We start from the raw sequence: 13,659 nt of genomic DNA on the forward strand, positions 1-13,659 counted from the left end.
TTCATCCGCCGGTGTCACCGCGCGCGTACTTGTCCGTCGCCGCCAGCAGGGCCTCGTCACCGGTCGCCCCGGCGTCGTGCCCGGCCTCGTCGACGATCACCAGCTCGCTGTCCGGCCAGGCGTGGTGGAGCCGCCAGACGATGCCGAGGAGGTTGCCGAAGTCGAGGCTGCCCTGGACCAGGGTGCCGGGGATGCCCTTCAGCAGGTGCGCGTCCCTGAGGACCACGCCCTCGTCGTTGCCGTCGCCGAGGAAGTGGTCGTTGCCCCAGTAGTGCGTGACGGTACGGGCGAAGCCCATGCGGAACTCGGGGTCCTGGAACCGGGCGACCGAGCCGGGCGGTGCCGGGATCGTCGCCGTCTCCCAGTCGGTCCAGGCCCGCGCGGCCCGCTCGCGCACCGCCACGTCCGGCGATTCCAGCAGCCGGTTGTACGCGGCGGCCAGGTTTCCGTCGCGTTCGTCCGGGGGCAGCTCGGCGAGGAACCGCTCGTGCGCCTCCGGGAAGACGTTCCCCAGCCCGCGCGTCAGGAGGGCCACTTCGGCGTCGGAGCCGGTGGCGACGCCGGTCAGCACCAGCTCGGTCACCACGCCGGGGTGCGTCTGCGCGTACCGCAGGCCCAGGACCGAGCCCCAGGACACGCCCCACACCAGCCACCGCTCGATGCCCAGGTGGGCACGCAGCCGCTCCAGGTCCGCCATGAGGTGGGCGGTCGTGTTGACGCTCATGTCGGTGTCGTAGGCGCTCGCTCGGGGCCGCGACCGTCCGGCGCCCCGCTGGTCGAGGAGGACGATCCGGTAGGCGGCGGGGTCGAAGTAGCGGCGGAGACCCGGGCTCGCGCGGCCGCCGGGTCCGCCGTGCAGCACGAGCACGGGCTTGCCGTGCGGGTTGCCGCAGGTTTCCCAGTACAAGTGGTTGCCGTCGCCGACGTCGAGCATGCCGTGGTCGTACGGTTCGATCTCCGGATAGCGGCCCATCGGAGCACCGTAGCCGCGGCGGTCCCGGGCGCTCATCCCCTTTAGATTGCGGGCCTCACTCGGCGGGCAGCCCCGCCGTGTCCGCCGCCGTGCGCAGCACGTCCCGCAGCATCTCGGGGGTGAGCCGGCCGGTGAAGGTGTTGCGCTGGCTGACGTGGAAGCAGCCGAAGAGGTGCAGGCCCGGACCGTCGGCGGCGTCCAGCCGCACATGCCCGCCGTGCGCGAAGGCAGGACGGGGGCGGGGCACGGTCCAGCCCGCCCCGGCGAACGCGGGCAGCGCGGCCTGCCAGCCGAAGGCACCGAGGACGACCACCGCCCGCAGCGTCGGCCGCAGCAGCCCCAGCTCCTGGACGAGCCAGGAACGGCAGGTGTCCCGTTCGGCGGGGGTCGGCTTGTTCTCGGGCGGGGCGCAGTGCACCGGCGAGGTGATGCGCACTCCGTACAGCTCCAGACCGTCGTCGACCCGGACCGCGGTGGGCTGCGAGGCGAGGCCGACGTCGTACAGCGCCTGGTAGAGGACGTCTCCGGAACGGTCGCCGGTGAACATCCGGCCGGTGCGGTTGCCGCCGTGGGCGGCGGGGGCCAGCCCGACGATCATCAGCCGGGCGTCCGGCGGGCCGAAGCCGGGCACCGGCCGGCCCCAGTACGTCCAGTCGGTGAAGGCGGCCCGCTTGGTACGGGCGACCTCCTCGCGCCACTCGACCAGCCTCGGACAGGCCCGGCACCCCGCGATGCGCTGGTCGAGTACGGAGAGGGCGCCGGTGTCCATGCGTCCACCGTAAGACCTCGGCCGGTACGTGCGGACACGGGAGGCCCGCCGGTCGGCCACCGAAATTGCGGCCCGTTCCGCCGCGCCGGTTGGTTAGGGTCGGAGCATGGCTTCCGAGCATGACGAAGGCGGTAGCGGCCGGGTGGCCGCCGCGCAGGACGACGCCGCTGCCACGGCCGGGGCACCCGACCCGAAGACGGCGGCGGCGATCGCCGCCGCCGAAGCGGCCGGGCCGCAGAACGGCGAGAGCGTCCGCGTGGACAGCTGGATCTGGGCCGTCCGCCTGATCAAGACGCGCTCCCTGGGGGCGACCGCCTGCCGCGGCGGCCACGTCCGGGTGAACGGCGAGCGGGTCAAGCCCGCCCACTCGCTCCGCGTCGGCGACGAGGTGCGCCTGCGGCAGGAGGGCCGGGAGCGGATCGTCGTCGTGAAGCGGCTGATCCGCAAGCGCGTCGGCGCCCCGGTCGCCGTCCAGTGCTACGTCGACAACTCCCCGCCGCCCCCGCCCCGGGAGGCGGTCGCCCCGGCCGGCATCCGCGACCGCGGCGCCGGACGCCCGACCAAGCGGGACCGCCGCGAGATGGACCGGCTGCGCGGCCTGGAGGGCCTGAGCAGCTCCCGGCGGGACGCCGCGAACCGGCCCTGAGCGGGGGCGGGCCCGGCGGGCGGCCCGGTCCTGATCAGCCGCGCCGGACGCGGGCTCGCACCAGCCGGCGCAGCTCCTCGTTGTGCCCGCGACGGGCCCGGGCGACGACCAGGAGCGGCACCATCAGGACGAGCGGCGTCGCCGCGTTCGCACCGTCGAAGTAGGTGAGCTGGACGACGAACGCGCCCACCATCAGCGCGCTCAGCGCCGCCGCGGCCACCGACTGAAGCACCGGGACGACCAGGGCGATCGCTCCCGCCAGCTCGAGGACACCGATCGCGTACATGCCCGCGTCGCCCCAGCCCATCTCCGCGAAGCTGTCGGCCGCCGAGGAGTGCCCGATCAGCTTGGGCAGGGCGCTCGCGAGGGCGAAGAACAGTGCGAGGAACACCTGCACCACGCGCAGGGCGACCCGGAGGCCACGCCCGCGGGCCGACACGCTGGGGGCGGAGGAAGCGGTGGTCTCGGACATGGCGGTCTCCTGGGCTGGGCGGTCCGTGCTGCTGTCGGGATACAGACCGCTCGCCGCTCCGGAAAACTCATCGCCGGACCGGCCCCTGCCGCTACGAAGGCGCCCGCGCCGGTGACCGTACCGCCGCGGTGTGCCGCTGTCCCTGCCGCGCGGGCACGGCCCTCACCCACGTCTCGTCCTCGGTGAGATACCGGTCCACCGCCAGTCCCGCCTCCCCCAGTGCCTCCTCGAACTGCTCCCTGGTCAGCGGGCGGGCCCGGAAGGTCTGGGTCCAGACGGCGTCCGGGAACTCGTACTCCGCCCGGACCGAGTTGACGCCGTCGCCCACCGGGTCCGCCGACAGGATCCGGACGGTGAAGCCGCTGGGGTCCACCCGCTCCCGCGGCAGGTTCGTGTGGTAGTCCGCCCCCTCCCGCTGGATCAGCACACATCCGGCCTCCTCGACATGCCGGGCACAGGTGCGCAGCAGACCGCGCCGCACCTCCACGTCCCCGGTGTGCACGAGGAACGACGCCAGCATCACCGCGTCGAAACGCTCGCCGAGGTCGAGGTCCTCGATCGGGCTGCATATGGTGCGCGCGCCACGCACGTGCTCCAGCATCTCGGCGGACTCGTCCACCGCGGTGACCGTGAACCCGCGCTCCAGCAGGGGGTGGGTCATGCGCCCCACCCCGCTGCCCAACTCCAGTATCCGCGCACCCTCGGGCACGGCGGCGGCGACGATGTCCGGCTCGGCTCCGGCGGGCAGCCGCGAGTAGAGCTCGACCGCGCAGCCGTCCGGGGTGATGGCTCCGGGTCCCGTCCCCTGGTGTCCCTCTCGCATTCGCAGTTCCATATCCGTCCAACGGCCCGCGCCCGCACACCCGTTCCCCCTCGGCGTCGGTTCACCCGACCGAGTGAACGCGCCCGGCCCCGGGGTCCCGCCGGTCCGGCGGTACGGCTCCGCTTCCCCCTCCCGGCCTGCCGCAGTACGTTCGATACAGGAGTGGTGAACCGATGCGTACGGGCAGTGAACCGGCGACCGCGCGCAGTGCCCTGCGGGCGCGGTTCTGGCTGAGCCTGTGGGGGCTGGTCTGGGCCGTCTTCGGCACGGCCGCCTTCGCGCTCACGGGGCGGTTCGGCTGGGCGCTGGCCTGCGGAGTGCTGTGGCTCGTCGTCACGGTCGACCTGACCGTGATCCTCCGGCACATCCGCCAGGGCCCGCACTACCAGCCGGGCCGGAACATCCCGCCGTACCCGCCGCCGAGACGCTGACCGTCAGGAGTCGAAGCGCGCCTGCTGCAGGTACTCCGGGTTCGGGTCCAGCGCCGCCGCCAGCCGGAAGTGACGGCGGGCCTGGTCGGGACAGCCCCGGCGCTCGTAGGTGCGGGCGAGGGCGAAGTGCGCGAACGCGTTGTCCGGCTCGCGCTCCAGGACGATGGTGAACTCCAGCTCGGCCGGTCGCAGTTGCGCCGCCGCGAAGAAGGCACGCGCGCGCAGCAGCCGCGCGGCGGTGTTCTCGGGATGGGCGCCGATGACTCCGTCGAGCAGTTTCACCGCGCCGCGCGGGTCCCGCGCCGCGAGCAACTGCTCGGCGGCACGGAAGTCGATGACATCCGTCTCCGGAGTACGTCCGGTGGGACTGCTGGTCTCGGGCACGGCTGAGTCCTTCCCTCGCTGGAAGGGATCAACGCACGCGCGGGGGCCGCTATTCCGTGTGCGTCCTGCGCACCAGTTCGTCCCAGACTTCCTTGACGCGGCGCCGCAGTACCTCCAGTGGTACGTCGTTGTCGACGACCAGGTCCGCGATCTCCCGGCGCTGCTCGCGCGTCGCCTGGGCGGCCATGCGGGCCCGTGCGTCCTGCTCGGTCATGCCCCGCAGCCGGACCAGCCGGTCGAGCTGGGTGGCCGGGTCGGCGTCCACGACGACCACGAGGTCGTACAGCGGCGCCAGGCCGTTCTCCGTGAGCAGGGGGACGTCGTGGACGACGACGGCGTCCTCGGCGGCGGCCTCCTCCAGGGCACGCGAGCGCTCGCCGACGAGGGGATGGACGATGCCGTTCAGGACGGCCAGCTTCTCCGGGTCGGCGAACACGATCGCGCCCAGTTTCGGCCGGTCCAGGCTGCCGTCCTCGGCGAGGACGTCCTCGCCGAACGCCTCCACGACCGCGGCGAGCCCGGGTGTTCCGGGGGCGACGACCTCGCGCGCGATCCGGTCGGCGTCGATCAGTACGGCGCCGTGCTCGACGAGCAGCCGGGACACCTCGCTCTTGCCGGCGCCGATCCCGCCGGTCAGGCCCACCTTCAGCATGGGCGGAAGCTTAGAGGGTGCCGGTCACGGCGTCAGTTGTCGCCCTCCCGCTCCGCGAGGAACCGTTCGAACTCGCGGCCGATCTCGTCCGCTGAGGGGATCTCGACGGGTTCGGCGAGCATGTTGCCCCTGGTCTCGGCGCCCGCCGCGGCGTCGTACTGGTGCTCAAGGCCCTGGACGAGGGCGGTGAGCTCCTCGTCGCCCTCCTGGATCTGCCGGTCGATCTCCGTCTGCGTGCGGTGGGCCTCCGTGCGCAGGGAGTGCGCGATCCCCGGGAGGACCAGACCGGTCGCCGCGGTGATCGCCTCCAGGACGGTCAGCGCCGCGTCCGGGTACCCGGAGCGGGCGATGTAGTGCGGGACGTGCGCGGCGACGCCGAGCACGTCGTGGCCGGCCTGCGCGAGCCGGTACTCGACGAGTGCCTCCGCGCTGCCGGGGACCTGCGCCTCCTCGAAGGGGCTGCGATGGCCCGGCACGAGGTCGGTGCGGTTGCCGTGCGGGGTGATGCCGACGGGGCGGGTGTGCGGGACGCCCATCGGGATGCCGTGGAAACTCACCGCCAGGCGGACGCCGAGCCGCTCCACGATCTGCCCTACGGCGGCGGCGAAGCGCTCCCACTCGACGTCCGGCTCGGGGCCCGACAGGAGCAGGAACGGCGCCCCGGTGGCGTCCTGGACGAGCCGCACCTCGATGGTGGGTTCCTCGTAGTCCGTGTAGGCGTCCCGCTTGAAGGTCAGCAGCGGCCGGCGCGCCCGGTAGTCCACGAGCCGGTCGTGGTCGAAGCGCGCGACGACCTGATGGGGCAGCGAGTCGAGCACCTGGTCGACGATCTGGTCGCCGGTCTCCCCGGCGTCGATGTATCCGTCGAAGTGGTAGAGCATGACCAGTCCGGCAGACTCCTGGGCGAGTGCCATGTCGACGACGGCAAGGCCCTTCGGCTCCCAGGCGTACAAATCCTGCGGATCAAGCACAGTGACCGCTCCCCTCCGTGTGTTCCTCTTTCACAACGCCCTTGCGGGGTGGGGCATTCCCGCGGGGACACACCGAAGGGGCCGCACCTCGGAAGGTGCGGCCCCTCGGCTACCGCTGTGCTTCAACCGCTGGGTGTCAGCGGCCGGTGTTCAGAGCTTCAGCTCTGGCCGCCGGCCAGCTTCTCGCGCAGCGCGGCCAGCGCCTCGTCCGACGCGAGGGCGCCGGAGTTGTCGCCACCCTCGGAGGAGTACGAGCCGCCGCCGCCACCACCGGACGCGGCCGGAGCCGCACCCGCGGTGTCGACGCCCTCGGCAGCGGCCTTCTCGTCCGCCTCGCGGGACTTGATGACCTGCGCCTGGTGCTGCTCGAAGCGCTGCTGGGCCTCGGCGTACTGCGTCTCCCAGGCCTCGCGCTGGGTCTCGTAGCCCTCGAGCCAGTCGTTGGTCTCGGGGTCGAAGCCCTCGGGGTAGATGTAGTTGCCCTGGTCGTCGTAGGACGCGGCCATGCCGTACAGGGTCGGGTCGAACTCGACCGTGGACGGGTCGGCACCGAAGGCCTCGTTGGCCTGCTTCAGCGAGAGGCTGATGCGGCGGCGCTCGAGGTCGATGTCGATGACCTTGACGAAGATCTCGTCGTTGACCTGGACGACCTGCTCCGGGATCTCCACGTGGCGCTCGGCCAGCTCGGAGATGTGGACCAGACCCTCGATGCCCTCGTCCACGCGGACGAACGCACCGAACGGAACCAGCTTCGTGACCTTGCCGGGCACGACCTGGCCGATCTGGTGGGTGCGGGCGAACTGCTGCCACGGGTCTTCCTGGGTCGCCTTCAGCGACAGGGAGACACGCTCGCGGTCCATGTCGACGTCGAGAACCTCGACGGTGACCTCCTGGCCGACCTCGACAACCTCGGACGGGTGGTCGATGTGCTTCCAGGACAGCTCGGAGACGTGGACCAGACCGTCGACGCCACCCAGGTCCACGAAGGCACCGAAGTTGACGATCGAGGAGACGACGCCGGAACGGACCTGACCCTTCTGGAGGGTGGTGAGGAACGTCTGGCGGACCTCGGACTGGGTCTGCTCCAGCCAGGCACGGCGGGACAGGACCACGTTGTTGCGGTTCTTGTCCAGCTCGATGATCTTGGCCTCGAGCTCCTTGCCCACGTAGGGCTGGAGGTCGCGGACGCGGCGCATCTCGACCAGGGAGGCCGGGAGGAAGCCACGGAGGCCGATGTCGAGGATGAGACCACCCTTGACGACCTCGATGACGGTACCGGTGACGATCCCGTCCTCTTCCTTGATCTTCTCGATGGTGCCCCAGGCACGCTCGTACTGGGCGCGCTTCTTCGAGAGGATCAGGCGGCCTTCCTTGTCCTCCTTCTGGAGAACAAGGGCCTCGATCTCGTCACCGACGGCGACGACCTCGTTGGGGTCGACGTCGTGCTTGATGGAGAGCTCGCGGCTCGGGATAACGCCTTCGGTCTTGTAACCGATGTCGAGCAGGACCTCGTCCCGGTCGACCTTCACGATGACGCCGTCGACGATGTCGCCGTCGTTGAAGTACTTGATCGTCTCGTCGATCGCGGCGAGGAAGGCTTCCTCGTTACCGATGTCGTTGACCGCTACCTGCGGGGTGGTGGCGGTGGTCTCGGTGCTGCTCGTCATGTGGGAAAGGGCTCCGGTACGGACATTGAAGTCGTAGGTACTGCTTACGCCGGGAGCCCGTTTCGCTCTGAAGAAGCCGGACAGCCAAGGAAGCGTCACCGAAATCCACTGGTGACGCCTCGAGAACCGAGGGGACATACAACAGATGCGAGCGCGACCTGCTACGTCTGAGGTGCGCAGGCCCGCAGCGCAACTTGTAGCATACGGGGGCAGCCGGGCAGGGTCAATGCGCGAAGCCGCACACCCGGGGCGGATCGTCGCATACCCGGCACAAAAGCCGTCTCCCGAGGCCACACGGACCCCTGGATGCCCCTTGCGTGACACGCGGGGCGGGCGGCACGGAAGAGCCCGCAGACTAGTACGAGGGAGCCGGTCATCCAAGAGCCCGTAACGTCCGAGGCCGAAGGAACCGACGGACCAGAGCCCGAGGCCACCCGGCGTGCCGCCGGTGTGACGGAGAGTTCCCGCGCCAACCGCGGCTGGTGGGACCGGAACGCGGACGAGTACCAGACCGAGCACGGCACCTTCCTCGGCGACGACCGCTTCGTGTGGTGTCCCGAGGGCCTGGACGAGGTGGAGGCCGAGCTGCTCGGCCCGCCGGAGGAGCTGAAGGGCAAGGACGTCCTGGAGATCGGCGCCGGCGCCGCCCAGTGTTCGCGCTGGCTGACCGCCCAGGGGGCCCGTCCGGTGGCCCTGGACCTCTCCCACCGCCAGCTCCAGCACGCCCTGCGGATCGGCGTCTCGTTCCCGCTGGTGTGTGCCGACGCGTCGGTGCTGCCCTTCGCGGACGGTTCGTTCGACCTGGCGTGTTCGGCGTACGGGGCGCTGCCGTTCGTCGCCGACCCGCGGCTGGTGCTGCGGGAGGTGCGCCGGGTGCTGCGGCCCGGCGGCCGCTTCGTCTTCTCCGTCACGCACCCGCTGCGCTGGGCGTTCCCGGACGAGCCGGGCCCCGAGGGGCTGTCGGTGTCCGCCTCGTACTTCGACCGGACGCCGTACGTCGAGCAGGACGACGAGGGCCTCGCGGTGTACGTCGAGCACCACAGGACGCTCGGTGACCGGGTGCGGGACGTGGTGACGTCGGGGTTCCGGCTGGTGGACCTCGTGGAGCCGGAGTGGCCGGACTGGAACACCTCGGAGTGGGGCGGCTGGTCGCCGCTGCGCGGGCACCTGATCCCGGGGACGGCGATCTTCGTCTGCGAGCGCGACTGAGCCGTACCCGGGGCGCGGTGGCCCGCGCGCGGAGGGCGGCTTCGCGGACGTACGACACTGGGGGCGTGATCCGTTACGACGCCCTGGACGCGCTGCCCGTGCGCGGTGCCCTGCCCGCGCTGCACGACGCCCTGGAGGGGCACGGCACGGCGGTGCTGGTCGCGCCGCCCGGCACCGGCAAGACGACGCTGGTGCCGCTGGCCCTGGCGGGGTTGCTGGACGGGGACGGGACTCCCGCGCGGCGTGTGGTCGTGGCCGAGCCGCGGCGGATCGCGGCGCGGGCGGCGGCCCGGCGGATGGCGTGGCTGCTGGGTGAGAAACCGGGCGCGAGCGTCGGGTACACCGTGCGCGGGGAGCGGGTCGTCGGGCGCCACGCGCGCGTGGAGGTCGTCACGACCGGGGTGCTGCTGCAGCGGCTCCAGCGGGACCAGGAGCTGTCGGGCGTCGACGCGGTACTGCTGGACGAGTGCCACGAGCGGCATCTGGACGCGGACACGTCGGCGGCGTTCCTGTGGGACGTGCGGCAGGCCCTGCGGCCCGAGCTGCGGCTGGTGGCCGCGTCGGCCACGACCGACGCGGAGGGCTGGTCGCGGCTGCTGGGGGACGCGCCGGTCGTCGAGGCGCGGGGGGTGTCGTACCCGGTCGAGGTCGTGTGGGCGCCGCCGGCGCGTCCGGTGCGGCCGCCGCACGGGATGCGGGTGGACCCGGCGCTGCTCGCGCACGTGGCCGCCGTGGTACGCCGGGCGCTGGCCGAACGGGACGGGGACGTCCTGTGCTTCCTGCCGGGAGTCGGGGAGATCTCCCGCGTGGCGGGGCAGTTGGCGGGCCTCGGGGACGTGGACGTGCTCCAGGTGCACGGGCGGGCGCCCGCGGCCGTGCAGGACGCGGTGCTGGCGCCCGGGGCGCGGCGCCGGGTGGTGCTGGCGACCTCGGTGGCCGAGTCGTCGCTGACGGTCCCGGGCGTCCGGGTGGTCGTGGACGCGGGGCTGGCACGGGAACCGCGGGTGGACCACGCGCGCGGACTCAGCGCGCTGACGACGGTACGGGCCTCGCGGGCGGCGGCGCGGCAGCGGGCGGGCCGGGCCGGCCGCGAGGCGCCGGGGGTGGTGTACCGCTGCTGGGCGGAGGCGGAGGACGCCCGTCTGCCGCGCTTCCCGGCGCCGGAGATCAAGGTGGCCGACCTGACGGCGTTCGCGTTGCAGGCGGCCTGCTGGGGCGATCCGGACGCGTCCGGTCTGGCGCTGCTCGATCCGCCGCCGGGCGGGGCGATGGCGGCCGCCCGGTCGGTGCTGGAGGCGGTCGGCGCGGTGGACCCCGCCGGCCGGGCGACGGACCGAGGCGCACGCCTGGCCCGTCTCGGTCTGCACCCCCGGCTGGGGCGCGCCCTCCTGGACGCGGCGGACCTGAGTGCGGACCTTCCGCCCCGGGCCACCTCGGCAGCGGCGGCACCCGCGGGCCCGCGCCCTGCCGACGCCGGCGCCGCACGACCCGCTGCGGACGAGTTGGTGGCTGAGGTGGTGGGGCTGTTGAGCGAGGAGGCGCCGCGGGAGTACGGGGACGATCTCGTGTCCGTGCTGCGGGCGGCTCGGCGGGGTGGCGACGCCTACGGGGCGCGGTGGCGGGCCGAGGTGCGGCGGTTGCGGGCCGCCGTGGAGGACGGGCGAGGACTGCCGGCCGGCGACGAGGTCCTCGCCGGGCTGGTGGCCGCTCTGGCGTTTCCCGAGCGGGTGGCCAGGAAGGACGGCGGTTCGTACCTGATGGTCTCCGGGACCCGGGCGGAACTGCCTCGGGCGTCGGCGCTGCGCGGGGCGCCGTGGATCGCCGTCGCCGTGGCCGACCGGCCCGTGGGCCGGGGGCACGCGCGCGTGCAGCTCGGCGCGGCCGTCGACGAGGAGATCGCCCGGCTCGCGGCGGGAGCACTGCTGACCGAGCGGGACGAGGTGCGCTGGGCCGACGGTGACGTGGTGGCCCGGCGGGTCGAGCGGCTCGGGGCGGTGGAACTGGCGGTGCGGCCCCTCGCCGGCCCCGACCCCTCCCTCGTGCGGGGCGCGCTGCTGGAGGGGCTGCGGCAAGAAGGGCTCGGGCTGCTGCGCCGCTGGGCCGACGCCGACCTGCTGCGCCGGCGGCTCGCGTTCCTGCGGCGGCACCTCGGTGAGCCCTGGCCGGACGTCACCGACGAGGCGCTGCTCGCGCGCGCGGACGAGTGGCTGGAACCCGAGCTGAGCCGGGCCCGGCGGCGGGCCGACCTGGGCCGGATCGACGCCGGGCAGGCGCTGACGCGGCTGCTGCCCTGGGCGTCCGGGGAAGCGGCGCGGCTGGACGAGCTGGCCCCCGAGCGGATCCTCGTCCCCAGTGGGTCCAGGATCCGGATCGACTACGGCGACCCCGAACAGCCCGTCCTCGCCGTGAAGTTGCAGGAGATGTTCGGGCTCCAGCGGTCACCCGAGATCGCCGGGGTGCCGCTCCTCGTCCACCTGCTCTCCCCCGCCGGCCGCCCCGCCGCGGTCACCGCCGACCTGGCCTCGTTCTGGAAGGACGGCTACCAGGGCGTACGGGCGGAACTGCGCGGCCGGTACCCGAAGCACCCGTGGCCGGAGGACCCGGCCGCGGCGGAGCCGACGCGGTACACGAAGGCGCGGCTCGGCAAGTGACCGGGTCCCGGCGGGGAGCACCCCGCCGGGCGGCGGTGCCTACGCCTCCGGTGCCGTCGACGGCTCGGTCGACGGGTCCGGCGTCGGTTCGGCCGCCTTGGCCACCTTCAGGGTGAGGTCGAGCCGGGCGCCGCCCGCCGTGGTGAGGCGGAGGACGTAGGAGCCCTCGGCGTCGTCCGCGTACAGTTTCGGCAGCTGCAGCAGGCCCTTGGCGTCGGTCTTCAGGCCGGTCAGCGTACGGACGGTCTTGCCGTCGGCGTCCTTGAAGTAGGGACCCTTGTCGTTCTCGGTCGGGTCGGCCGCGGACTTGACGAGCGTGGCGGTGACGGCGACCTTGTCCGCGACGGCGCCCTTGAGCGTGGCCTTCACCTCGACCGGGTCGGCGAACTCGCCGCCCGGCGTGCAGGTCAGCTCGGTCGCGGTGGTGCGGGTGAGGGCGTCGGCGACGCGCTCGGTGACGGTGGCCCGGTAGTCGAGGCCCGGCACGGAACGGCCGATCACGACGGCGCGGACGGTGAACTCGCCGGTCTGCTCGCCGGCCACCAGCGCGGGCGCGACGGCCACGCCGGAGGCGTTGGTGGTGACCGCGGCGACCTTGTCGCCGCCGGTGAAGGTGGCGTCCGTGTCGCCCAGGACGGTGAATCGGATGCGCACCTTGCCGACGGCCTTTCCGGCCCTGGTCTCGGCGCGGGCGCTGATCTGCTTGGCGAACGTGTCGCCCGCGACCGCGGTGAGCCCCGTGGTGCCTGCGTTCTCCAGGTGGTGAACCGTGTCGGTGGGCGTGGGGCTGGGGGTGGGGTTCTCGGTGGGCGGCGCCGGGTCCGTGGGCGGCTTGGTGCTCGGGCCGGGGTTGTCGGGCTTGCCCGAGGCCGGCGGCTTGCTCGGGGACGGGTCCGGGCTGGGCGTCGCCGTACCCGGGGCCCTGGGTCCCGTGGTCGCGCCCGTGCGGCCCGGTGAGGGACTGACGCCCGCGCCGGTGTCGTCGCTGCGGCCGACCGGGAGGCTGCCGGTGCCGTCCGGGATCTCGTGGGTGCCCCTGCGGTAGTGCTCCAGCCACGACAGGACCGTGTTCAGGTAGTCCTGCGAGTTGTTGTAGCTGAGGATCGCGCGGTCGAGGTCGGCCTGGACGGACAGGTCCCAGCCGTTGCGGCACAGGTAGTGGCCGGCGGCGAGGGCGGCGTCGTAGACGTTGTTGGGGTCTTCCCTGCCGTCGCCGTTGCCGTCGCGGCCCGCCCACGCCCAGGTGGACGGGATGAACTGCATGGGGCCGACGGCGTTGTCGTAGCTGCTGTTGCCGTCGTAGACGCCCTTGTCGGTGTCCTTGATGAGCGCGAAGCCGTTGCCGTCGAGCTGCGGGCCGATGATCCGGCCGATCGTCGTGCCGCCCGCGTCGACGCGGCCGCCGCGGGCCTGGCCGGACTCCACCTTGCCGATGGCGGCCAGCAGTTGCCACGGCAGGTTGCAGCCGGGCTTGGACCGGCGCAGCTCCGACTCGGCCTGCTTGTAGGCGTCGAGGACGGTGGCGGGAATGCCGGCCTCGGACGGCCCCCGGGAGGACGGGGTACCCGTGGTCGGCGAGGGAAGGGGACTGTTGAGGGGCGGCAGGTCGGTGTAGTAGGGCGAGTTGCCGGTGGCGCTGTCCTCGGACGACGTGTCGGACGTCGGCGCGTTGTCGGCGGTGGTCTGTCTGCCGTTGCCGTCGGCCGTCACGTCGGGGGCCTGGGACGCGGACAGGGCCGCGACCACGACCGCAGCCACGGTGGTGGTGACCGCCGCCTTGCGGAGCCTCCTGTCGAAATGCGCCACCATAGAGTGAACCCCTCCCCTGGACGCCCGCGCGTCCGTCTCCGTCCGTCTTCTGCTGTCGTACTCGCCCGTCGTACCGGCTGTGCCCGCCCTGTTGTGACGATCGACCGGCGCAGACGGTTGCACGGCGATCCTCCGAGCACCATGGTCGTCTGTTCGACGAGTACGGTGCCGCAGGCGACCCTACGACAACTTGCTTTGCACG

13 protein-coding genes are annotated in these 13,659 nt (G+C 73.0%); 4 read left to right on the forward strand and 9 right to left on the reverse strand.

Features of this window, described 5'->3' with window-relative positions:
- Position 1: 1 nt before the first annotated feature.
- Together pip and ACZ56V_RS25550 are read right to left on the reverse strand one after the other, a co-directional pair.
- Entirely contained in the window at positions 2 to 973 is a 972-nt protein-coding gene (gene pip, locus ACZ56V_RS25545) for a prolyl aminopeptidase (RefSeq protein WP_468945669.1), read from the reverse strand.
- Between the two features lie 55 nt (positions 974 to 1,028).
- Positions 1,029 to 1,742, reverse strand: a complete 714-nt coding sequence (locus tag ACZ56V_RS25550) for a uracil-DNA glycosylase (RefSeq protein WP_468945481.1) — start codon at positions 1,740 to 1,742, stop codon at positions 1,029 to 1,031.
- 106 nt (positions 1,743 to 1,848) lie between these two features.
- Here ACZ56V_RS25550 and ACZ56V_RS25555 point away from each other — a divergent pair, with 106 nt between their 5' ends.
- Entirely contained in the window at positions 1,849 to 2,388 is a 540-nt protein-coding gene (locus ACZ56V_RS25555) for an RNA-binding S4 domain-containing protein (protein WP_398912636.1), read from the forward strand.
- A gap of 34 nt (positions 2,389 to 2,422) precedes the next feature.
- On the opposite strand, the gene ACZ56V_RS25560 is transcribed toward ACZ56V_RS25555, so the two are convergent.
- The gene (locus ACZ56V_RS25560) at positions 2,423 to 2,860 is read right to left on the reverse strand and encodes a DoxX family protein (RefSeq protein WP_468945484.1); all 438 of its coding nucleotides are present in this window, start codon (positions 2,858 to 2,860) and stop codon (positions 2,423 to 2,425) included.
- Positions 2,861 to 2,951: 91 nt separating this feature from the next.
- Positions 2,952 to 3,683, reverse strand: a complete 732-nt coding sequence (locus ACZ56V_RS25565; RefSeq protein WP_468945487.1) for a class I SAM-dependent methyltransferase — start codon at positions 3,681 to 3,683, stop codon at positions 2,952 to 2,954.
- Between the two features lie 173 nt (positions 3,684 to 3,856).
- Here ACZ56V_RS25565 and ACZ56V_RS25570 point away from each other — a divergent pair, with 173 nt between their 5' ends.
- Positions 3,857 to 4,114: a DUF6343 family protein gene (locus ACZ56V_RS25570; RefSeq protein ID WP_356362908.1), complete on the forward strand. Its 258-nt coding sequence runs from the start codon at positions 3,857 to 3,859 to the stop codon at positions 4,112 to 4,114.
- A gap of 3 nt (positions 4,115 to 4,117) precedes the next feature.
- Here ACZ56V_RS25570 and ACZ56V_RS25575 read toward each other — a convergent pair whose 3' ends face one another.
- The 4 genes from ACZ56V_RS25575 to rpsA form a co-directional block, all read right to left on the reverse strand.
- Entirely contained in the window at positions 4,118 to 4,498 is a 381-nt protein-coding gene (locus ACZ56V_RS25575) for a tetratricopeptide repeat protein (protein ID WP_076973850.1), read from the reverse strand.
- Positions 4,499 to 4,547: 49 nt separating this feature from the next.
- Entirely contained in the window at positions 4,548 to 5,150 is a 603-nt protein-coding gene (coaE, locus tag ACZ56V_RS25580; RefSeq protein WP_467382976.1) for a dephospho-CoA kinase, read from the reverse strand.
- A 32-nt stretch (positions 5,151 to 5,182) separates the two neighbouring features.
- The gene (locus ACZ56V_RS25585) at positions 5,183 to 6,121 is read right to left on the reverse strand and encodes a PAC2 family protein (protein ID WP_356362913.1); all 939 of its coding nucleotides are present in this window, start codon (positions 6,119 to 6,121) and stop codon (positions 5,183 to 5,185) included.
- 158 nt (positions 6,122 to 6,279) lie between these two features.
- Positions 6,280 to 7,788: a 30S ribosomal protein S1 gene (gene rpsA, locus ACZ56V_RS25590; protein WP_059299143.1), complete on the reverse strand. Its 1,509-nt coding sequence runs from the start codon at positions 7,786 to 7,788 to the stop codon at positions 6,280 to 6,282.
- A gap of 375 nt (positions 7,789 to 8,163) precedes the next feature.
- Between rpsA and ACZ56V_RS25595 the strand changes: the two genes are divergently transcribed.
- Positions 8,164 to 8,997 carry a class I SAM-dependent methyltransferase gene (locus ACZ56V_RS25595; RefSeq protein WP_198601800.1) on the forward strand — a complete coding sequence of 278 codons (834 nt, stop codon included), beginning with the start codon at positions 8,164 to 8,166 and terminating at the stop codon, positions 8,995 to 8,997.
- A 65-nt stretch (positions 8,998 to 9,062) separates the two neighbouring features.
- Entirely contained in the window at positions 9,063 to 11,648 is a 2,586-nt protein-coding gene (gene hrpB, locus ACZ56V_RS25600; RefSeq protein WP_468945493.1) for an ATP-dependent helicase HrpB, read from the forward strand.
- Positions 11,649 to 11,687: 39 nt separating this feature from the next.
- On the opposite strand, the gene ACZ56V_RS25605 is transcribed toward hrpB, so the two are convergent.
- Positions 11,688 to 13,457: a lytic transglycosylase domain-containing protein gene (locus ACZ56V_RS25605; protein ID WP_468945495.1), complete on the reverse strand. Its 1,770-nt coding sequence runs from the start codon at positions 13,455 to 13,457 to the stop codon at positions 11,688 to 11,690.
- Positions 13,458 to 13,659: the final 202 nt, after the last annotated feature.

The sequence above is a fragment of the Streptomyces sp. NPDC034099 genome (assembly GCF_055575415.1).